Origin of the sequence: Sulfitobacter sp. W074 (genome assembly GCF_025142275.1) — a bacterium.
Lineage (GTDB): Bacteria > Pseudomonadota > Alphaproteobacteria > Rhodobacterales > Rhodobacteraceae > Sulfitobacter > Sulfitobacter profundi.
This window is the reverse complement of record NZ_CP081130.1, coordinates 1,858,895-1,879,624: the sequence shown is the minus strand read 5'-3', so window position 1 is coordinate 1,879,624 and position 20,730 is coordinate 1,858,895. Positions and strand designations below refer to the sequence as shown.

Annotated in this window: 21 protein-coding genes and 1 tRNA gene; 14 read left to right on the top strand and 8 right to left on the bottom strand. The window is 62.6% G+C overall.

Features of this window, described 5'->3' with window-relative positions; all coding sequences use genetic code 11:
- Window positions 1-40: 40 nt before the first annotated feature.
- The 3 genes from rnd to purM all read right to left on the bottom strand — a co-directional run bounded on the left by rnd (window position 41) and on the right by purM (window position 2,917).
- Entirely contained in the window at window positions 41-1,198 is a 1,158-nt protein-coding gene (rnd, locus tag K3762_RS09255) for a ribonuclease D (protein WP_120351035.1), read from the bottom strand.
- Between the two features lie 79 nt (window positions 1,199-1,277).
- Window positions 1,278-1,874 (bottom strand): phosphoribosylglycinamide formyltransferase, encoded by a 597-nt coding sequence (gene purN, locus K3762_RS09250; protein WP_132443429.1) that lies wholly within the window; start codon window positions 1,872-1,874, stop codon window positions 1,278-1,280.
- Window positions 1,871-2,917 carry a phosphoribosylformylglycinamidine cyclo-ligase gene (purM, locus tag K3762_RS09245; RefSeq protein ID WP_260009046.1) on the bottom strand — a complete coding sequence of 349 codons (1,047 nt, stop codon included), beginning with the start codon at window positions 2,915-2,917 and terminating at the stop codon, window positions 1,871-1,873. Before purM ends, purN begins: the two co-directional genes overlap by 4 nt.
- Before the next feature lie 128 nt (window positions 2,918-3,045).
- On the opposite strand from purM, the gene K3762_RS09240 reads away from it, so the two are divergent.
- Window positions 3,046-3,122, top strand: a tRNA-Ile gene (locus K3762_RS09240).
- A gap of 26 nt (window positions 3,123-3,148) precedes the next feature.
- Here the strand turns inward: K3762_RS09240 and K3762_RS09235 are convergent.
- Both K3762_RS09235 and K3762_RS09230 read right to left on the bottom strand, forming a co-directional pair.
- Window positions 3,149-3,598 carry a DUF4442 domain-containing protein gene (locus K3762_RS09235; protein ID WP_260009042.1) on the bottom strand — a complete coding sequence of 150 codons (450 nt, stop codon included), beginning with the start codon at window positions 3,596-3,598 and terminating at the stop codon, window positions 3,149-3,151.
- Between the two features lie 69 nt (window positions 3,599-3,667).
- A complete protein-coding gene (locus K3762_RS09230) occupies window positions 3,668-4,990 on the bottom strand; it encodes an ATP-binding protein (protein WP_132443430.1) in 1,323 nt (440 codons plus the stop codon).
- A 44-nt stretch (window positions 4,991-5,034) separates the two neighbouring features.
- On the opposite strand from K3762_RS09230, the gene K3762_RS09225 reads away from it, so the two are divergent.
- The 3 genes from K3762_RS09225 (at window position 5,035) to K3762_RS09215 (ending at window position 6,735) form a co-directional block, all read left to right on the top strand.
- On the top strand, window positions 5,035-5,949 hold the full coding sequence (locus K3762_RS09225) for an MBL fold metallo-hydrolase (RefSeq protein WP_260009039.1): 915 nt from the start codon (window positions 5,035-5,037) through the stop codon (window positions 5,947-5,949).
- Between the two features lie 145 nt (window positions 5,950-6,094).
- Complete coding sequence (locus K3762_RS09220) at window positions 6,095-6,217, top strand: hypothetical protein (RefSeq protein WP_259980958.1); 123 nt, start codon at window positions 6,095-6,097, stop codon at window positions 6,215-6,217.
- Between the two features lie 95 nt (window positions 6,218-6,312).
- Window positions 6,313-6,735 (top strand): DUF4112 domain-containing protein, encoded by a 423-nt coding sequence (locus tag K3762_RS09215; RefSeq protein WP_260009037.1) that lies wholly within the window; start codon window positions 6,313-6,315, stop codon window positions 6,733-6,735.
- Between the two features lie 63 nt (window positions 6,736-6,798).
- Here the strand turns inward: K3762_RS09215 and ndk are convergent, their stop codons facing one another.
- On the bottom strand, window positions 6,799-7,221 hold the full coding sequence (gene ndk / locus K3762_RS09210; protein ID WP_067266630.1) for a nucleoside-diphosphate kinase: 423 nt from the start codon (window positions 7,219-7,221) through the stop codon (window positions 6,799-6,801).
- 106 nt (window positions 7,222-7,327) lie between these two features.
- Here ndk and K3762_RS09205 point away from each other — a divergent pair, with 106 nt between their 5' ends.
- The 4 genes from K3762_RS09205 to K3762_RS09190 all read left to right on the top strand — a co-directional run bounded on the left by K3762_RS09205 (window position 7,328) and on the right by K3762_RS09190 (window position 11,177).
- Window positions 7,328-9,193 (top strand): ABC-F family ATP-binding cassette domain-containing protein, encoded by a 1,866-nt coding sequence (locus K3762_RS09205; protein WP_067629091.1) that lies wholly within the window; start codon window positions 7,328-7,330, stop codon window positions 9,191-9,193.
- 91 nt (window positions 9,194-9,284) lie between these two features.
- The gene (locus tag K3762_RS09200) at window positions 9,285-9,923 is read left to right on the top strand and encodes a MarC family protein (protein ID WP_067629053.1); all 639 of its coding nucleotides are present in this window, start codon (window positions 9,285-9,287) and stop codon (window positions 9,921-9,923) included.
- A 45-nt stretch (window positions 9,924-9,968) separates the two neighbouring features.
- Window positions 9,969-10,550 (top strand): TIGR02281 family clan AA aspartic protease, encoded by a 582-nt coding sequence (locus tag K3762_RS09195; protein WP_132443432.1) that lies wholly within the window; start codon window positions 9,969-9,971, stop codon window positions 10,548-10,550.
- Between the two features lie 150 nt (window positions 10,551-10,700).
- Window positions 10,701-11,177 (top strand): hypothetical protein, encoded by a 477-nt coding sequence (locus K3762_RS09190; RefSeq protein ID WP_132443433.1) that lies wholly within the window; start codon window positions 10,701-10,703, stop codon window positions 11,175-11,177.
- Between the two features lie 51 nt (window positions 11,178-11,228).
- Here K3762_RS09190 and K3762_RS09185 read toward each other — a convergent pair whose 3' ends face one another.
- Both K3762_RS09185 and K3762_RS09180 read right to left on the bottom strand, forming a co-directional pair.
- Window positions 11,229-11,687, bottom strand: coding sequence for a DNA polymerase III subunit chi (locus K3762_RS09185; protein ID WP_120351029.1), 459 nt, complete (start codon window positions 11,685-11,687; stop codon window positions 11,229-11,231).
- Between the two features lie 7 nt (window positions 11,688-11,694).
- Window positions 11,695-13,167 (bottom strand): leucyl aminopeptidase, encoded by a 1,473-nt coding sequence (locus tag K3762_RS09180; RefSeq protein ID WP_132443434.1) that lies wholly within the window; start codon window positions 13,165-13,167, stop codon window positions 11,695-11,697.
- Window positions 13,168-13,298: 131 nt separating this feature from the next.
- Here K3762_RS09180 and lptF point away from each other — a divergent pair, with 131 nt between their 5' ends.
- From lptF to rsmA, 6 genes are read left to right on the top strand one after another with little or no spacing between them, the layout of a single operon-like run.
- A complete protein-coding gene (lptF, locus tag K3762_RS09175; protein ID WP_132443435.1) occupies window positions 13,299-14,432 on the top strand; it encodes an LPS export ABC transporter permease LptF in 1,134 nt (377 codons plus the stop codon).
- Window positions 14,429-15,526, top strand: a complete 1,098-nt coding sequence (gene lptG, locus K3762_RS09170) for an LPS export ABC transporter permease LptG (protein ID WP_132443436.1) — start codon at window positions 14,429-14,431, stop codon at window positions 15,524-15,526. Before lptF ends, lptG begins: the two co-directional genes overlap by 4 nt.
- A gap of 1 nt (window position 15,527) precedes the next feature.
- The gene (locus tag K3762_RS09165) at window positions 15,528-17,693 is read left to right on the top strand and encodes an LPS-assembly protein LptD (RefSeq protein WP_132443437.1); all 2,166 of its coding nucleotides are present in this window, start codon (window positions 15,528-15,530) and stop codon (window positions 17,691-17,693) included.
- Window positions 17,681-18,919 carry a peptidylprolyl isomerase gene (locus tag K3762_RS09160; protein WP_120351024.1) on the top strand — a complete coding sequence of 413 codons (1,239 nt, stop codon included), beginning with the start codon at window positions 17,681-17,683 and terminating at the stop codon, window positions 18,917-18,919. The genes K3762_RS09165 and K3762_RS09160 overlap by 13 nt, the downstream gene beginning before the upstream one ends.
- Complete coding sequence (gene pdxA, locus K3762_RS09155; RefSeq protein WP_132443438.1) at window positions 18,916-19,890, top strand: 4-hydroxythreonine-4-phosphate dehydrogenase PdxA; 975 nt, start codon at window positions 18,916-18,918, stop codon at window positions 19,888-19,890. Before K3762_RS09160 ends, pdxA begins: the two co-directional genes overlap by 4 nt.
- Window positions 19,887-20,729, top strand: a complete 843-nt coding sequence (rsmA, locus tag K3762_RS09150) for a 16S rRNA (adenine(1518)-N(6)/adenine(1519)-N(6))-dimethyltransferase RsmA (protein ID WP_132443439.1) — start codon at window positions 19,887-19,889, stop codon at window positions 20,727-20,729. The genes pdxA and rsmA overlap by 4 nt, the downstream gene beginning before the upstream one ends.
- Window position 20,730 lies beyond the last annotated feature (1 nt).

The following is a 20,730-nucleotide window of genomic DNA, read 5'->3' as shown; positions in this document are numbered from 1 at the left end:
CATAAGAAAGAGCCGCCCCAATCGGGCGGCTCTTTTCAGTTCAGACTTTGACTGCTTTCACATCCGTCCCATCGGCGGCCAAAGCAATCTTGCCCTCGCAGAGCAGCAGCGCATCGGCGCCAAAGACCTCATGCCGCCAGCCGCGCAGGGCCGGCACGTCGCGCTCTCCCGCCGACAACATATCCAGATCACTGGCCGAGGCGATCAACTTGGCCGCGACGCCTGCGCTTTCGGTCTTGGCCTTGAGCAAAACCCGCAGCAGATCGGCCAGCGCCGGGTTCACCTGCAGCTTGTCGCGCTTGCGGTCGGGTTGCGGCATGTCGGCGGCTTTGCAAGCCACGCCTGCGGCCACGGCTTTCAAAATGCCCTCGGCGATTTCCCCCTTGCGGGCCTCGCGCAGCAGCAGACGGGCGCGGTTCAGCTCTTCGCCGTTAGAGGGTTTGAGGCTCGCCAATTCGACCAGTGCGTCATCCTTGAACACGCGATTGCGCGGGATATTGCGGGTGCGGGCGTAATCCTCACGAAAGGCGGCCAATTCGCGGACGATCGCCAGAAACTTGGGCGAATTGGTCCGGGTCTTGACCCGCTTCCACGCATCCTGCGGCTGGGTCACATAGGTATCGGGGCTGAGCAGCGTCTCAAGCTCCTCGGCCACCCAACGGGCGCGGCCGGTCTGTTCAAGCTTGCGCGCCAGAAACTCGTAAATCTGCCGCAGGTGGGTCACATCGGCCAGCGCATAGGTCTTCTGTGCGTCGGTCAACGGACGGCGGGACCAATCGGTAAAGCGCGAGGTCTTGTCCAGCGACTCATGCGCGATCTTGCGCACCAAGGTCTCATAGCCCACCTGTTCGCCAAAGCCGCAGACCATCGCGGCCACCTGCGTGTCGAACAGCGGTTCGGGAAAGACTTTGGCGTCGACGTAGAAGATCTCAAGATCCTGTCGTGCCGCGTGGAACACTTTGACCACCGATGTGTCGCGGAACAGATCGTAAAGCGGCTCAAGCGAGATGCCGTCGGCCAAGGGATCGACCAGCACGGCGTTGCTGTCGTCGGTTCCGGGCATGGCAAGTTGGACGAGGCAGAGCTTGGAATAATAGGTCCGCTCACGCAGGAATTCCGTGTCGACGGTCACGTAATCATGGCGCGCAGCTTCTTCACAGAATTGCGCGAGGTCGGCGGTCGTGGTGATGGTTTTCATAAATGCTCTTTGACAAGTTGCACGCCCGGTCATCGGGCTTTGCTCAAGAGGTACATCACGCGGAAAGCTTTGACCAGCGTCAGCCCGTGAGCATGACCGGCTGGCGTTCCCCGGCGGCGAAACGGCGCAGCACGGCGGGGTAAAGGCGGTGTTCTTGCACCAGCACCCGCTGGGCCAAGGTCTCTGCCGTGTCGCCCGACAGAACCGGAATGCGCGCTTGGCCAAGGATCGGACCATCATCCAAAGCGGCAGTGACTTCATGCACGGTGCAGCCATGTTCGGTATCGCCCGCCTCAAGCGCGCGGGCATGGGTGTGCAGCCCGCGGTATTTCGGCAGCAGCGACGGGTGGATATTGATCATCCGCCCGGCCCAAGCATCGGTGAAGCCTTCGGTCAGTTTGCGCATAAAGCCGGCAAGGCAAATAATGTCCGGCGCATGGGCCTCAAGTGCGGCGCTCAAAGCCGCCTCAAACGCGGGGCGGTCTTTGCCGTAGGGGCGGTGATCGACCACTTCGGTCGCGATCCCCTGCGCCTGCGCCCAAGCGATCCCGCCCGCGTCCGGGTTGTTGGACAGCACCAAACAGGGGCGGCCCGCATGGTCGCCGGTCATATCCTCGACCAGCGCCCGCATGTTAGAGCCGCCGCCCGAGACGAAAATCGCAACCCGCTTGGTCAAAGCAGCGCGCCGGAATAGGTGACGCCATTGCCGGTGGTGATACGCCCGATTTCGATGGCAGCGTGGCCATCCTCGGCAAAAGCGGCCTTGGCCGCGTCGACCTTATCGGCAGAGACGACGGCAACCATGCCAATGCCAGCGTTGAAAGTCTTGAGCATCTCGGCCTCGGCCATGCCCCCCTCGGCGGCCAGCCATTTGAAGACCGGCGGCAGGTCCCATGCGTTCAGGTCAATCTCGGCCGCCAGCCCCACGGGCAACACGCGCGGCAGGTTTTCAGTGAGGCCACCGCCCGTGATATGCGCCAGCGCCGACACGGCATCGGCGCGCAGGGCCGCAACGGCGCCCTTGACGTAAAGCTTGGTCGGTGTGAGCAGCGCACTGCCCAGATCACCTTCGCCCCATGGGCAATCGTCGCCCCAGCCCAGACCGCTGCGCTCAACGATTTTGCGCACGAGGCTATAGCCGTTGGAATGCACCCCGTCGCTGGGCAGGCCCAAGAGCACGTCGCCCTCTTTCACATCGCGCGGCAGTTCCGTCCCGCGCTCCATCGCGCCGACAGAAAAACCGGCGAGGTCGAAATCGCCCGTGTGATACATACCCGGCATTTCAGCGGTCTCGCCCCCGATCAAAGCACAGCCGGAATCGGCGCAGCCTTTGGCGATGCCTTCAATGATCCGTGCGGCACTGTCGAGTTCCAGCTTGCCGGTCGCGAAATAGTCGAGGAAGAAAAGCGGCTCGGCGCCTTGGCAAACCAGATCGTTGACGCACATGGCAACCAGATCAATGCCGATGCTGTCGACGTTGCCGGTATCAATCGCGATGCGCAGCTTGGTGCCAACGCCATCCGTCGCCGCAACCAGCACCGGGTCGGTGAAACCTGCGCCTTTCAGGTCAAACAGCGCGCCAAAGCCGCCAAGGCCAGACATAACGCCCGGCCGTGCGGTGGATTTCGCCGCTGGCTTGATCCGCTCTACAAGCGCGTTGCCTGCGTCAATATCCACGCCTGCTTCGGCATAGGTGATTCCGTTGTCGGATTTCGTCATGGTCATGGCCCCCGGCGCGCATTTTCCCTTGCGCGCGGAGTTAGAGTATTGTGCGGGTCACTGCAATCATTTGGTGCAGCTAATGTCTTGACGCTCGGGCTGCGGCGTCATACCCAAACGCCCATGGCGGGCCTGTAGCTCAATTGGTTAGAGCAGAGCGCTCATAACGCTTTGGTTGCGGGTTCAAGTCCTGCCGGGCCTACCATTCCGCCCCCGCTTTTCGCCCAAACCTCAGCGTTTGGCGCTGACATGCCAGTTCACCTGCATCTCAACGACCGTCTCACTCGCCTCATTCTGGATGTCGACCGCCACGTCAAAGGCGACTTTTCCGTCTTCTTGCAGCGCGGTCAGCAGCTCGGCCCCGGGGCGCGAGGTTTCGGCATGGGCGGTCAGCGTACCCTCGGCGATCTTTTTAAAGGTGATTTGCCCCATGGCCGCGACGGGGCGCATGTCCATAATCACCGGCGCAATCGCCCCGGCCATGGCAGCACCCGAGGCGGCTTCGCCCAGCGTGAACATCGCCCCTGCGTGCTGCGTGCCGATGTGGTTAGAGGTCTCATGCCGCTGCACCAGTTCGGCGCTGGCGGTGCCGTCGCCGATCTTGAGCAGTTTCACCCCGACATGGGCGGCAAAAGGCACGGCGGTGTCGAGATGGGCTTTGATCATGTCGTAGGGGGTCATGGCTGCGCTCCGTTCTAAGGTCGGCTCACTGTGGCAAAGCCGCGCGCGCGGCACAATCCTGCCGCCGGGTCACCGCGCGATGACAATATCTGCACGCAGCCCACCAAGCCGCGCCGATTCCCCCAGCCGCAGCACCCCGCCATGGGCGCGCGCAATGTCGGAGGCGATGGCAAGGCCCAGCCCAACGCCGCCGCCCTTGTCTTGATTGCGCGCAGGATCAAGCCGCGAGAACGGCCGCGTTGCCTCGTCGCGCCGCTCTTCCGGGATGCCGGGGCCGTCGTCTTCGACACGGATACGCAGGGTGCGGTCGCTCAGCATGACCGAGACTTCGGCCTGCGAGCCATAGCGCACGGCGTTGGAGATCAGGTTATCCACCGCCCGGCGCATTGCCACCTTGCGCAGTTTCACGATCCCCTCGCCCGCACCTTCAGGCGGCAACAGCGTGACCTTGCGCCCGGTGCGCTGCGCGTCTTCGACAATGGCGCTGATGAAACGGTGCGGCGCCACTTCCTCGGGATCGCCCTCGGCGGCGCCTTTGGCAAAGTTGAGAAACTCATCCAGCATCCGCTGCATGTCATCCACATCGGCCAGCAACGGGGTGGCATCCTCTTCATCGATCATCGACAGGCCAAGGCGCATACGGGTCAGCGGTGTGCGCAGATCGTGGCTTACCCCCGAGAGCATCATGGTCCGCTGCTCAATCTGCCGCTCAATCCGGGCGCGCATGTCAACGAAGGCATTGCCCGCCGCGCGGACTTCGACCGCGCCGGTGGGGGTATAGGGTTCATGCCGCCCCCGGCCAAAAGCCTCGGCCGCGCGGGCCAAGCGTTTGATAGGGCGCAGCTGGTTGCGCAGATATATGGAGGCGATGAGGCTCAAGAGCACCCCGAAGAACACCGTATAGACAAAAAGCTGGTGCGGGTTCGAGGCCGAGATCCGCCGCCGTTCAAACTGGATGCGCAGCGGGCCATGCACGCTATCGACGTAGAGCACGACAAAATCATCATCGCTGAGGTCAAATGTCTTGATCCCCTCCATGCGGCTTCTCATCCGTGGGATGAGCACCCGGCCCGAATAGTCATACCACAACAAGCTGTCTTGAACTGGCAGCGGACGATTGGCCCGGGTCACCACGAAATCAAGCGGCCCCGCCCGCGCCTCTACCGCCATGGGCACCGATTGGGCATCGGGTGCCGTGCCGACCGCCAGCATGACCAGTTCCAACTCGCGCAGGACCGTGTCGGTCATCTGACCGGTGACGCCTTCGAAATGTCGCTGGGCAAAGATCACCACAACGACCAACTGCAAAAACACCACCGGTAACAGCAAGATCAGCGCGGCGCGTCCGTAGATGCCGCGCGGCACATATCGTTTGAGCCAGGCAAAATTCATGGCTAGACCTTAGCCAGCCCCCTGCCCCAGCGAAAGGTGAAACCATGCTGCCGCCCGACAACTTCGACCCCGAGATTGGCCTTGCCGAAACCTTGGAGCCCGGGCTGCGCCGTATCGTGGCGCCCAACCCCTCGCCGATGACCTATCGCGGCACAAATACCTATCTTCTGGGCCAGTCCGAGGTTGCCGTGATCGACCCCGGCCCCGACAGCCCCGCGCATCTTGACGCGATCCTCGCCGCGCTCCAGCCGGGCCAGCGGATCAGCCATATCATTGTGACCCATACGCATCTCGACCATTCCCCCCTCGCGCGTCCCTTGGCCGCGCGGACCGGGGCCGAGGTCTGGGCTTTTGGCAACGCCACGGCGGGCCGGTCCCCAGTAATGCAGGGATTGGCCGAGGCGGGGCTGATGGGCGGTGGTGAAGGTGTGGATCACGAATTTATCCCCGATCATACCTTGGCCGACGGTGACGTACTGGAGGGGGAAAGCTGGGCGCTGGAGGTGCTGCACACGCCGGGCCATATCGGCAATCACCTCTGCCTCGCTTGGGGGGACGCCTGTCTCACGGCGGATCACATCATGGGCTGGGCCACCTCGCTGGTCTCGCCGCCCGATGGGGATCTGACCGATTTCATGACCTCTTGCGAAAAGCTGGCTGCCCGACAGTGGCGTGTGTTCTACCCCGGCCACGGCGCGCCGGTCCTCGATCCCAACACGCGGCTCGACTGGTTGGTGGCGCACCGCCGCGCGCGGGAGGCGTCGATCCTTGAGGCGCTGAACGCCGGGCCTGCCACGGCTGTGGACCTCGCCCGCGTGATCTATACCGAGACCCCCGCCGCGCTTTTGGGGGCTGCCACGCGAAACGTGCTGGCGCATTTGGTCGATTTGACAGGCCGGGGCCGCGTTGCCCCGCGGAGCGTCTTGCACGCAGAGGCGCATTTCGCCCTCACCTCATAGGGGAAAACCGCGGATTCCGTCGCAAAATCGCAACAAATGCCTCAATCTGGGCGCAATTCGGCCCCTTTATGGACCTGAACCGCGCCCAAGCTGGTTGCGAGGGTGAGAGACATCAAACCCCAGCGAGCAGCAAAGGAGCTACCCGATGGCCCGACTTGACAGAACGCCGCAACCGCAAAAACCGAAGCCCGAGCAGACGCCCAAGGGCACCTCGGCCCAGCCACCGCAGCGTCCCACACCGTTGATTACCGATTACGCCAGCCTTTGAGCAGGCCCCGCGACGCGCCGGATGGGGCCGGTGCTTTGGGGAACTTTGCAGCCTGACCGCGCGTTTGCAGCCTAGAGAAACACGCAAGGACAGATATGGAACCCCACGCCCCCTCTCACGAAGCCGACCTCGCCCGTCTGCGCCGTCTGGCGGTCAGCATGGACAGCGCCTTCAAAGTGCCGATTGTCGGTGTGCGCATGGGATGGGATTCGATTTTGGGTTTCGTGCCCGTGGTGGGCGATACGCTCGCCCTGCTCCCTTCGGCCTATATTCTGAAAGAATCACACCGGATGGGCGCGCCAAAGGGGATGCTGGCGAAGATGTTGGTGAACACCGGGATCGATTACGTTATCGGTTCGGTCCCGCTGGTGGGTGACCTTTTTGACATCGGTTGGAAGTCGAAACTGCGCAACGTCGATCTGCTGGAACGTCACCTGAAGGACCAAGCCGCCAAAGCGCCGCCCACGGAAAACGTCGAAGGGCGCATGTCTTCGCATCACCCCACGCTCAATAACTGATCCCTAAACGCAAGAGGGCCGCCCGAAGGCGACCCTTTCAATCGTTTTCCGAAGAATGGTGGCTTAGCCGACCAGTTCCAGACCGGAGAAGAAGTAGGCGATCTCAACCGCTGCGGTTTCCGGTGCGTCGGAACCGTGCACGGAGTTTTCGCCAACGCTTTCAGCGAATTCTGCGCGGATGGTGCCTTCGGCGGCGTCCGCAGGGTTGGTGGCGCCCATGACTTCGCGGTTTTTCGCGATGGCGTTTTCACCTTCGAGAACCTGAGCAACGATCGGCGCGGAGGCCATGAACTCGCACAGTTCGTCGTAGAAGGGACGCTCAGCGTGCACCTTGTAGAACTCGCCCGCCTGCGCCTTTGTCAGGTGGATGCGCTTTTGTGCGACAACGCGCAGGCCAGCGTCTTCGAATTTCTTGACGATGGCGCCGGTCAGGTTGCGGCGGGTTGCGTCGGGCTTGATGATCGAGAAAGTGCGTTCGAGGGCCATTGGCTGTACTCCATAGCGGGTGTTGATTTGCGCGCTCCCTAGCATGGGGTCTAACACATGAAAAGCCGTGATTGACCTTCGGCCCGGCTTGCTCCAAACGGCGTGCATGTTACGCATTTCAGAAATCAACTACTCCGTCGAAGGCCGCCCTCTGTTTGAGGAAGCCTCCGCCGTGATCCCCGAGGGCCACAAGGTGGGCATCGTCGGGCGCAATGGCGCGGGCAAGACCACGCTGTTCAAGATCATCCGTGGCGAGCTGTCGCTCGACAGTGGCGACATCTCTCTGCCGTCCCGCGCCAAGATCGGCGGCGTGGCGCAGGAAGTGCCCTCATCCGAGACCTCGTTGATCGACACGGTGCTGGCTGCCGATGTGGAGCGTGCCCGGCTGATGCTAGAGGCCGAAACCGCCGAAGACCCGACCCGCATCGCCGACATCCAGACCCGTCTGGCCGATATCGACGCTTGGTCCGCCGAAGGCCGCGCCGCGTCGATCCTCAAAGGTCTGGGCTTTGACGACGAAGAACAACAGATGCCCTGCTCTGCCTTTTCCGGCGGTTGGCGGATGCGCGTGGCGCTGGCCGCCGTACTTTTTGCCCAGCCTGACCTGCTGCTGCTCGACGAGCCGACCAACTACCTCGACCTTGAAGGTGCGCTGTGGCTGGAAAGCTATCTGGCAAAGTACCCGCATACGGTGCTGATCATCAGCCACGACCGCGGTCTGTTGAACCGCGCCGTGGGCGGTATCTTGCACCTCGAAGACCGCAAGCTGACGTATTATCAGGGTCCCTATGACCAATTCGCCCGCCAGCGCGCCGAGAAACGCGCGTTGCAGGCGGCGATGGCCAAGAAACAACAGGCCCGCCGCGATCACATGCAAAGCTTCGTGGATCGCTTCAAGGCCAAAGCCTCCAAGGCGAAACAGGCGCAATCGCGTCTGAAGATGATCGAGAAGATGGATATGATCACCGCGCCCGAGGATGTGGCGCGCAAGGTCTTCACCTTCCCTGAGCCCGAGGAACTCTCGCCGCCGATTATCAATATCGAGAACGGCTCGGTCGGCTATAGCGACGACAACCCGGTGCTGACCCGTCTGAACCTGCGCATCGACCAAGACGACCGTATCGCGCTCTTGGGCAAGAACGGTCAGGGCAAATCAACGCTGGCCAAGCTTTTGTCGGACCGTTTGCCGCTGATGGCCGGGCGGCAGGTCAACTCCTCCAAGCTGCGGGTGGGCTTCTTTGCCCAGCACCAAGTGGATGAGCTGATCGTCGAAGAGACGCCGCTGCAACATATGATCGCCGCCCGCCCTGGTGTGATGCAATCGAAACTGCGCGCGCAATTGGCGGGCTTTGGTCTTGGCCCGGAACAGGCCGAGACCGAGGTGGGGCGACTGTCAGGCGGGCAGAAGGCGCGGCTTTCGCTGCTGCTGGCCACGCTGCACGCCCCGCATCTGCTGATCCTCGATGAGCCGACCAACCACCTCGACATCGAAAGCCGCGAGGCGCTGGTCGAGGCGCTGACGCGCTACTCGGGTGCGGTGATCCTTGTCAGCCACGACATGCACCTATTGTCGCTGGTGGCCGACCGGCTTTGGCTTGTATCGAACGGCACGGTCAAACCCTATGAGGAAGACCTCGAAGCCTATCGCAAGATGCTGCTGACACCCGAAAAGCCTGTCAGCAAGAACCCATCGAAACAGCCCAAAGAAGCCCCCAAACCCAAACGCGCCAGCCGCGATGAGGTGCTGGCCCTGCGCAGCGAAGTCCGCAAGGCCGAAGCACGCATGGAAAAAATCAACGAGATGCGCGACAAGCTGGCCAAGAAACTGGCCGATCCGGCGCTCTACGAAGATGCCAAGACCGGCGAGCTTGAGGTCTGGAACAAGAAATACGCTGAAGTGATGGAAGCGCTGGAGCGTGCGGAGAGCCTCTGGGTCGGCGCGCAAGAAAAGCTGGAGAAAGCCACAGCCTGACCCAGCAAGGCCCAATTTATCACATCGCGGGGGTCGCCTAAGGGGCGGCCCTCGTGCATTCTGGCAAGAAGCCCCGCGCCAAGGAAGACCTATGACCCTCGACACCGCCTATATGATCACCGCCCTCGTCACGATGTTCGTGGTGATCGACCCCATCGCCATCGCGCCGGTCTTCCTTGCCTTGACCCGTGGGATGAGCAATGCACAACGCCGCCTGATCGCATGGCGCGCGGTGGGTGTGGCGGGCTTGGTGCTGTTGATCTTTGCCGCCTTTGGCGAGGCGGTGCTGGGCTTTATCGGCATCTCGATGCCCGCCTTCCGTGTGGCGGGCGGCATTCTTTTGTTCATCACCGCGCTCGACATGCTGTTCGACCGCCGCACCAAACGCCGCGAAGACCGCGCGGATGAGGATGACCACGACGATCCGTCGGTTTTCCCTATGGCCATTCCGCTGATCGCTGGCCCCGGCTCCATCGCCTCGGTGATCCTGCTGACGGGTGAAAAACCGGGCGGCGAAGGGCTGCTGACCATCATCGTGATCACCGCGCTGACGCTGGTGGTCATGGCGTTGACGATGCAGGTCAGCGGCGCGCTAGAGCGGGCGATGGGCAAGACCGGCATCAACATCATCACCCGTCTGCTGGGCATGTTGCTGGCGGCCCTCTCGGTTCAATTCGTGCTCGACGGGCTGGCGGCCTTTGGTTTTGGCCCCGGCCCGACGCCCGGCTGACATTTGCCCGGCCCCTTCCTATATGAGGTGTAAGGGGGCGCATTCATGGCCGAAATCGATACAGCACATCTGATCTACCTCATCGTTTTGCTGGCGATGCTGGCGGGCTGGTTCTTTTTGCAAAGCCGGCCCAATATGAACAAGACGCTGCAACAGGCGGCGGTCTGGGGGCTGATCTTTACCGGCGCGGCGGCCGGGGTCGGCCTGTGGCAAGACATCACCCGCGACACCGCCCGCCAACAGCTCTCCGTCAACCAAGAGGGTGAGATCGTCCTGCCGCGCGGGCGCGATGGGCATTACTACCTGACGGCCCAGATCAACGGTGCTTCGGTGCGTTTCGTCGTCGACACCGGCGCGTCTGATATCGTCTTGACCAAATCCGACGCCGCGCGGATTGGCATTGACCCCGAGGGGCTTGATTACCTTGGCCGCGCGGGCACCGCCAATGGCGAGACGCGCACCGCTTTCGTGCGGCTGGACGAGGTCGTGGTGGGCGAGGCGGTTGACCGCAATGTTCCCGCGGTGGTGAATGACGGGGTCATGTCCCAATCGCTTTTGGGGATGGGATACCTGCAACGCTGGGGCCGGATCGAGATCAGCGGCGGTGAGCTGCGCTTGAGCCGGTGATTTGGGGCAGAACCTTGCCCGAAATGCGAAAAGAAGAATCAAACTCGCCGCAAAATGACGCCGCATTCGCCGTGAATTGAACAGGTTTCCGCCCTTTTGGGCAGATACCTGTAAGGCACAACTGTACCCAATTTTGGAGAACGTGCTGCTATGCTGACGAATATTATGGGTGGGTCAACCACCTACCAACAAAGCAACAAACCCGCCAAGGCGGAAAAGGCTGAAAAGCCTGAGAAAACCAAGAACGAAGCCCCGCAGGCAGAAGCAAAACCCGCCAGCGAAGGGCAGACCACGCAAAACAGCGCGGCAGCCCAAGAGGCGTCCAAACCTCAGTCCGTGCAAGCCCCGGCCAAGACCGAAGCGGTGCAAGCCGTAGCACAGGCAAAGCCGACCGAGACGGCCCCAAAAACCACGACAGCGGATAACGAAGCCTTTGCCCGTGCGGCCGCACAGCGCAGCGTCGACAGCCAGCGCACCCGCGCCTTGCTGGATACGATCGCACCGGTGAACAACAGCGCGGTCGAAGCTGCCAAATCCTACGTCAGCAAGGTCGAACCGGATGCGCCAGAGGCCACCGCAAGCAAAGCCACGGCTGCCGCGAAACCCGCCCTCGACAAAGCGGCCTGACCAGCAGTCAGGGGCGGCGGCCTTGCGGCCCTGCCCCTGCTCCGCTGGCCTTTAGGTCTCGGCCTTCTTTTCCCAGCGACCACTTTCCTCAGACCAATATTGCGCCGACGCGCCTTCGGATTTCAGCCGCTTCCACAGGCCGCGTGCTTGATCCAGCGCCACGGGGTCATGCCCGTCGAACAATACGCAGACCCGTTGCAGCGACGCGATCTCTTCGGCGGTGACATCGGCACCATGCACCGCCATCAAACAGTCCGCGCGATTGGGCGTGCCATCCTCCAAGGTCAGCAACACCGGTTGCTCTGCATCCTGCGGCCCGCCCGCCATGCCATGGGGCAGAAAACTGTCGTCCGAATAGGTCCAAAGCGCCCGGTCAAGCGCTTGCAGCCCCGCATGATCGGTCCCGCGCAGGGCCACGCGCCACCCGTTGGCGAGCGACTTTTCCAGCAGCATCGTCAGCGTCTCGACCAGAGGTCGCTGGGTCAGGTGGTAGAAGTAAGCCGCCCCCATATCCGGCTCAGCCCTTCTCGAAACGGTCGGCGACCAGTCGGTTCAGCGCCGCCACGCCCCAGCCTGTCGCGCCCGCGGGGGCCAATGTGCTCTCGGACTTCAGCGAGGCGACCCCAGCGATGTCGAGGTGAATCCAAGGTGTCTCATCCTTGACGAAGCGCTTAAGGAATTGTGCCGCCGTGATCGACCCCGCCGGACGCCCGCCGATGTTTTTCATATCGGCGATCCGGCTTTTCAACTGATCGTCATAGCCTTGCCCCAGCGGCAGACGCCATGCGCCCTCGCCTTCACTCTCGGCGGCCTTCAGGAAATCGTTGCACAGCCCGTCGTCGTTCGAAAAGACGCCAGCGTTTTCATGACCCAGTCCGATAATGACCGCGCCCGTCAGCGTCGCCAGGTCGATCATCGCGGCAGGTTTGAAGCGGTCCTGTGCGTACCACATCACATCGCAGAGCACCAAACGCCCCTCGGCGTCGGTGTTGATGACCTCCACCGTGTCGCCTTTCATGGTTGTGATCACATCGCCCGGACGGGTCGCATTGCCCGAAGGCATATTCTCGACAATGCCCACCAGTCCGACAACATTCGCCTTGGCCTTGCGCAGCGCCAGCGTGCGCATCACGCCCGAAACAACGCCTGCGCCGCCCATGTCCATGGTCATGTCTTCCATGCCCGCGCCGGGTTTGAGGCTGATGCCGCCGGTGTCAAAGACAACGCCCTTACCAACCAGCGCCAGCGGGGCCGCATCATCTGTGCCGCCATCCCACCGCATCACGACGACTTTGGAAGGGCTGTCAGACCCCTGCCCCACAGACAAAAGCGTGCGCATACCAAGGCTTGCAAGCTCTTCCTCATCCAGCACTTCAACTTTAAGGCCCAAGCTCTCCATTTCCGCTAGACGTTCGGCAAAATTGGTTGTGGTCAGGATGTTGGCAGGCGCGTTGGTCAGATCGCGCGTCATGAAAGCGCCCTCGGCCACCGCCATCAACGGCGCTGCGGCCTCGCGGGCCTCCTCGGGTTTGGAGCACATCACCTCAACACTGCCTTTACGCGGCTTGGGCGCGGATTTGTGATCTTCGAACCCATAGTCCCGCATCGCCAAACCAAAGGCCACATCCGCCACCCGGCGGGTCGCGGCGGTAAGCAGCAAAAGATCACTGTCGCCCCGGCGCTTGGCCAGCGCGGCCCCGGCTTTGCGCGCGGTCATCACATCGGCCCGGCGCGGCATGTGGATCACATCCACCGCCTCTGCTGCCATGCCAGCGGGATAGCCCATGCTGAGCATGTCACCGGGTTTCAGCGCTGCGAAACGCTCACCTTCCATCAGCCGCTGCAAGGCGCCTTTGGTCAGCCGATTGACCCGCCGCGCGCCGGCATCGAGCCGCCCCTCAGGTTCAAGAAACACCGCGACCCGACCGGAATGCCCCGCGATACGGTCGATGTCGGTCTCGGCGAAAGTGATGGGGGTCAGATCGGTCATGGCGTGCCTCATGGTTGATTTTGCCCCAGACCTATCGCGACGCGCCGCGCATGGCCAGATAGCAGTTTTCCCGCCCCGCGAATTGCTTTAGGATCTGCACAAAGGCCGTCAGAGCATCTCGGGGGATCAGAGTGGCAAGAATTGACCGCTACATGCTGTCGCAACTTCTGGTTATGTTCGGCTTTTTCGCTCTGGTGCTGGTGGCGCTGTTCTGGATCAACCGCGCGGTGGTCCTATTCGACCGTTTGATCGGCGATGGCCAATCTGCACTGGTGTTTTTGGAGTTCACGGCCCTTGGCCTGCCCAAGCTCATCGTCACCGTCCTGCCCATCGCGACCTTTGCCGCTTCGGTCTATGTGACCAACCGCATGTCGGGCGAATCTGAGTTGACCGTGCTGCAGGCCGCAGGCTCGGGCCCATGGCGGCTGGCTTGGCCTGTCTTTGTCTTCGGGCTGTGTGTGGCGGTGATGATGACGGTGCTCAGCCATTTTCTGGTGCCCATGGCGCAGGGTCAGTTGAAACAGCGCGAGGCCGAGATCTCGCGCAATCTCACCGCGCGACTGCTGACAGAGGGGACTTTTCTACACCCTTCCGACGATGTGACCTTCTACACTCGGGCCATCGACAACGATGGAGTGCTGCGTGATGTTTTTCTGTCGGATCGGCGCAAGGCCAATGAGGGGGTGATCTATACCGCCGCCGAAGCCTATCTGGCGCGTAATGGCGATAGCACGACGCTGATCATGCTCAGCGGTATGGCGCAGCGGCTGGACACCGAACGCAACCGTTTGGCCACGGCCAAATTCCGCGACTTTTCCTTTGATATTTCTCCCTTGGTGAGCAGTGGCGATGCGATTGACCCGTCGGTCAGCGCCATGGTGACGCCCGATCTGCTTTGGAATTGGGGCGAGGTTGCGGCGCAAACCGACACCACAGCGGGCGTCGTCGCCGAAGAGCTGCATGGCCGTTTTGCGCAACCGCTGTTTTGCCTCGTCGCGGCGATGATCGGTTTTGCCACTTTGATCCTTGGCGGCTTTTCCCGTTTTGGCGTCTGGCGCGAGGCGGTGATCGCCTTTGGCCTGCTCATCGCCATTGACGGGCTGCGGGGCACGATGGTGGTGCAAATCCGTGAGACCGCGGCCCTTTGGCCGCTGGCCTACCTGCCCTCGCTTATCGGGGCCGTGCTGACGCTGGTAATGCTTTGGCAGGCGGCACATCCGCGCTGGATAAGGCGGCGGCTACGTGGCAAAGGGGCGGCCGCATGATCCTCCATCTCTACTTCGCCCGCCGCTTTTTCATGAGCTTTCTCGTCATCACCGGCGTGCTGGCCGCCTTGGTGATGCTGGTCGATGGTGTGGATCAGGCCCGGCGCTTTGCCGATGATGATGTGGGCTGGGATCAGGTCTTGGGGATGACGCTGCTGCACATGCCGCAGACCATCAATATGATCCTGCCGCTGATCATGATCCTTGCCACGGTGGCGCTTTTCATCGGTCTTGCGCGGTCCTCGGAGTTGGTGGTGACCCGTGCCGCAGGCCGCTCTGCCCTGCGTGCGCTGGTGGCACCGGTGGTGGTGGCGCTGATCATCGGCACGTTGGCGGTGGCCTTTCTCAACCCCATCGTCGCCGCGACCAGTGAACGGGCCGAGCAACTGACCCAGAAATACCGCTCCAACGGTCGCTCGGCCCTGTCGGTGAGCGACGAGGGGCTTTGGCTGCGTCAGGGCACGGAAGAAGGCCAATCGGTCATTCGCGCGTGGCGCACCAACAGCGATGCCTCCGTTCTCTATAATGTGACGATCATCAGCTATGACGCCGAGAAAGGTCCGATCCGCCGGATCGAAGCCGAAAGCGCGCAGCTGAGCGGTGGCGACTGGGAATTGACCGGTGCCAAGATTTGGCCGCTGGAGGCCGGGGTGAACGCCGAAGGCGCCTCTGAAGAGCATGAGACCCTGACCATCCCCTCATCCCTGACCGTTGAGCGCATCCGCGAGAGCATTGGCCGGGTGGCTGCCGTGTCCATCTACGAGTTGCCAGAGTTCATCCGCCAGTTGGAACAGGCGGGTTTCAGCACGCGCCAGCATGAGGTCTGGTTGCAGGCCGAACTGGCGCGGCCCTTCTTTCTGGTCGCCATGGTTCTGGTTGCGAGCGCATTCACCATGCGCCATACCCGCTTTGGGGGGACCGGCATTGCTGTGCTGGCCTCGATTTTGCTGGGGTTCGGTTTGTATTTCATTCGCAGTTTCGCACAGATCCTTGGCGAAAACGGCCAGATCCCCGTGACACTCGCCGCTTGGGCCCCGCCCGTGGCCGCGATTTTTCTGGCGTTAGGCCTGCTTTTGCACGCGGAGGATGGCTGACATGCGCGCGGCCCTTGTTGGACTTGCCCTTACTTTTGCGCCCCTGACTTTCGCGCCGCTGACGGTCAGCGCACAGACCGCCCCGGCCAGCGACCGCCCCGCCGTTCTGGTGGCCGATCAGGTGTTCATTACCCGTGACAAGGTCTTGGTTGCGCAGGGAAATGTCGAGGCCTTCCAAGGTGAGACGCGGCTGCGCGCCACGGCGATCCGCTATGATCAGGCCACCGGCGCGCTCAGCATCGAAGGGCCGATTGTGCTGTCGGAGGGCGAGAATACCACGATCCTCGCCGATGCGGCCTCCCTTGATGCAGGGTTGCAATCGGGGCTGCTGCGCGGCGCGCGGATGATCCTTGAGCAGCAGTTGCAGCTTGCTGCCGTGCAGATCAATCGGGTCGAAGGGCGCTATAGTCAACTTTACAAAGCCTCCGTAACCTCTTGCAAAGTATGCGAAGATGGCGAAACGCCACTTTGGCAGATCCGCGCCAAACGGGTGGTGCATGACCAATTGGCCCAGCAGCTTTACTTTGACGAGGCGCAGTTTCGCATCAAAAACGTGCCCGTCGCCTATCTGCCGCGCCTGCGCCTGCCCGACCCGACATTGGACCGCGCAACCGGCTTTCTCGCCCCCTCGGTGCGCTCAACCTCGCAATTGGGCGTGGGGCTGAAACTGCCCTATTTCATCAAGATTGGCGATCACCGCGATCTGACGCTGACGCCCTATCTTTCCGCCGAAACCCGCACGCTTGAATTCCGCTACCGACAGGCTTTCGTCGCTGGCCGGATCGACTTTGACGGCGCGATCACCGATGACGAATTGGAGCCGGGTGAAACCCGTGGCTACCTGTTTGGCACCGGCACCTTCGATCTGCGGCGGGACTACAAACTTTACTTCGGGATCGAGGTCACCAGCGACCGGTCCTACCTCAGTGACTACGGCTATTCCGACAAGGACCGCCTGACCAGCGAGTTGACCGTCAGCCGCGCGCGGCGGGATCAATATGTGCGCGCAAGCCTGCTGAACTACCAGTCGCTGCGCGATGGCGAAGACAATGATCTGTTGCCCAATCTCGTCTTGGACGGCGAACACCAGCGGCGCTATTTCCCCACGTCACTTGGTGGCGAAGTTCGTCTGACGCTTGAGGCCCATAGCCACCGCCGGGCCTCTGATCTCAGCACCGATGGCGACGGCGATGGCGAAGCCGACGGGCGCGACGTGTCGCGGCTCAATGGCGAGGCTGAATGGCTGCGGCGCTTTACCTTTGGCAACGGTCTGGTCACCGATCTTCGGGCCGGGGCGAGCTTTGGTCTGTTCAACATCGCGCAGGATGCCTTTTACAGTGAGCGGCACTACGACCTCGTCCCGCATGCCTCTGTTGCATTTCGCTACCCCATGCAGCGCCGCGAGGCGCGCGGTGTGGTGCAACAGTTCGAACCGATTGTGCAGTTCGGCTGGACCGGGGGGGACCGGCTCAATATCCCGAATGAGGAAAGCACGCTGGTCGAATATGACGAGGGCAACTTCTTGTCGCTCAGCCGCTTTCCGCGCCCCGACCGGCGTGAACGCGGTGCGGTCGCGGCTTTCGGTGTGAACTGGGCGCGGATTGATCCGACCGGTTTGGATACCAGCTTTTCTTTTGGGCAGGTAATCCGGGCCAAGGCCGATGATGCCTTCACCTTTAGCTCGGGGTTGCAGGGCACCCATTCCGATTTCCTGCTGGCCGGGCAATTGCGCAGCGACGACGGTTTGGCGCTCATTGGGCGCGGGTTGATCGATGATGATTTCGAAGTCGCCAAGGCCGAGCTGCGCGGCATCTGGGATTTCAAACGCGGGCAGATCGCGGGCAGCTATGTCTGGCTGCACGAAGACGCCGCAGAGGACCGCGACGAAGATGTGTCAGAGATCACCTTTGACGGCAGCTATTCGATCAACAGCCAATGGCAAGCTTCGGCCGAATGGCGGTTCGACCTCGCTGATGAACGCGCCGCGACGGCAGGACTTGGCCTGAGCTACAACAATGAATGCGTGCAGGTCGACCTTTCCGTTAACCGCAGCTATTCATCCTCAACAAGTGTTGAGCCCTCAACGGATATCGGTTTTAACATCGGCCTCAGGGGCTTTGCCGCAAACACCGGAACAGAAAGATACGTACGCTCATGTGGGAAGTAACGAAACAGACAGTCCGTGCCGGGATCCGTGGCACTGCGGCGCTCGCCCTTGCGTTGGTCGTCGGCCAATCCGCAGCGGCGCAGAACCTTTTTGCGCCCGTGGCCCGTGTCAACGATGAGGTCATTACCGGTTACGAAGTCCAGCAGCGGCAGCGTTTCATGCAGCTGATCGGCGCACCGGGAACGGATACCAACAGCGTGATCGACAGTCTGATCGACGACCGGCTGCGCGGGCAAGTGCTTGACCAAGCCGGGCTCGAAGTCACGCCAGAGGGCATTCAATCCGGCATGTCCGAATTTGCCAGCCGCGCGGATCTGACGACCGAAGAATTTCTCAAGGTTCTGGGTCAGGCGCAGATCTCGGAAGAGACCTTTCGTGACTTCATCGTGATCAGCGCCGCGTGGCGTGATCTGATCCGCGCGCGCTATAATGGCCGCGTCGACATTACCGACGAAGAGGTCGACCGCGCCCTTGGCAGCAGCCGGGGCAACAATGGCCTGCGCGTGCTTTTGTCCGAGATCATCATCCCCGCCCCGCCGCAGAACGCCGATCAGGTGAATGCGCTGGCCGCGCGGATCGCGCAAAGCCGGACTGAGGCTGAGTTCTCGTCCTATGCGAGCCAATATTCCGCCACCGCCTCACGCGGGCGCGGCGGCAAGATGCCTTGGACCCCGCTTGAAAATCTGCCCGCCAGCCTGCGCCCGATCCTGCTGGCGCTTGCCCCCGGTGAGGTGACGGCCCCGCTGCCGATCCCCAACGCCGTGGCCCTGTTCCAGCTGCGCGGCATCGAAGAGACTGGCAAGCCCAGCGTTGAATATTCCGAGATTGACTACGCCGCCTATTACATCCCCGGTGGCCGGTCCGAGGCCGCCCTGTCGCGCGCGGCGCAGCTGCGCGGTCAGGTAGATCAATGTGATGACCTTTACGGTGTTGCCAAGGGACAGCCCGCCAATGTGCTCGACCGCGGTTCAAAGGCACCGGCAGAGATTCCGCAGGACGTGGCCATCGAACTGGCCAAACTCGACCCCGGCGAAGTCTCGACCACGCTGACCCGTGCCAATGGGGAGACCTTGGTGTTCCTCATGCTGTGCAACCGCACCACGGCGGCCAATGCCGATGTGAACCGCGACGCGGTGGTAAGCTCAATCCGGCAGCGCAAGCTTGAGGGCTACGCCACGCAACTGTTGGAACAGGCCCGCGCCGAAGCCCGTATCACCCGCCAATGAGCGGCCCCTCCCGGCCGGTGGCCATCACCTGCGGTGAACCCGCAGGTATCGGCCCAGAGATCGCCGCCCGTGCTTGGGCGGCGCTTTCGTCTGACATCCCGATGTTCTGGATCGGCGACCCGCGCCACCTGCCCACGGATGTGCCGCACCGTTTTATCGACAGTGCGGATGATGTGGGCTGGCCAAATGCCGATGCGCTGCCTGTGTTGCCTTACGCTTTTGACAGTGCCGCGCTCGCCGGGGTGCCGCAGCCCGGCCATGCGCAGGGGGTGATTGGCGTGATCGCCCGCGCAGTCGATCTGGTGCAAACGGGGGCCGCTTGTGCCATCTGCACCGCGCCGATCCACAAGAAGGCGCTGCAGGACGGCGCGAATTTCGCCTACCCCGGCCATACCGAATATCTCGCAGCACTTGCTGGTGTCGACGACGTGGTGATGATGCTGGCCTCTGACCAGTTGCGCGTCGTGCCCGCCACGATCCACATCGCGTTGGATCAGGTGCCGCAGGCGCTGACAGCCGCGGGCCTGCGCCGCACGATTGAGATCACGGCGCAGGAATTGCAGAACCGTTTCGGTGTTGAACGTCCGCGCATTGCTGTGGCCGGGCTGAACCCCCACGCGGGCGAAGGCGGCAGCATGGGGCAGCAAGAGATCGACTGGATCGCGCCGCTGATTATCGAAATGCAAGGCGAAGGCTATGCCCTGGCCGGGCCGCTGCCCGCCGATACGATGTTCCACGCCCGCGCCCGCGCAGGCTATGACGCGGCGGTGGCGATGTATCACGACCAAGCGCTGATCCCGATCAAGACGTTGGACTTTGACCGGGGGGTGAATGTGACGCTGGGGTTGCCTTTCGTGCGCACCTCCCCCGATCACGGCACCGCCTTTGACATCGCGGGCCAAGGGCGCGCCAACCCGACCAGCATGATCGAAGCGATCAAACTGGCATGGCAGATGGGCCAAAAAATATGAGTGCAATCGACAACCTTCCGCCGCTGCGCGAGGTGATCAACACCCACGAACTGGCCGCGCGGAAGTCGCTCGGCCAGAACTTCCTGCTGGACCTGAACCTCACGGCCAAGATCGCACGGCAAGCGGGGGATATGGCCGATTGCGACGTGCTGGAAATCGGCCCCGGCCCCGGTGGCCTCACCCGTGGGCTGCTGGCCGAGGGCGCGCGGCACGTGCTGGCGATCGAGAAAGACCGCCGCTGCCTGCCCGCGCTGGCCGAGGTCGCAGAACATTACCCCGGTCGCCTGACGGTGATCGAAGGCGACGCGCTGGAGATCGACCCGCTGAGCCATCTGACCCCGCCGATCCGCGTGGCCGCCAACCTGCCCTATAACGTCGGGACCGAGTTGCTGGTGCGCTGGCTCACCCCGCCTGAGTGGCCGCCGTTTTGGCAAAGCCTGACGCTGATGTTCCAACGCGAAGTGGCCGAGCGGATCGTCGCGACGCCCGGCTCCAAAGCCTATGGGCGGCTGGCCGTGCTGGCGCAATGGCGCAGCGATGCGCGTATCGTCATGCAATTGCCGCCGGGGGCTTTCACACCGCCGCCAAAGGTCTCGTCGAGTGTGGTGCATCTGACCGCCCTGCCCGAGCCGCGCTATCCGGCTGATCCCGCCGTGCTCAGCCGCGTGGTCGCGATGGCGTTCAATCAACGTCGCAAGATGCTGCGCTCGGCCCTCAAGGGCGCCGCGCCGGATATCGAAGATCGCCTTCACGCCGCCGGGCTGAAACCCACCGACCGGGCCGAGCAGGTGCCGCTAGAGGGCTTCTGCGCCCTTGCCCGTGAAATCGCCAAGGGGTGAA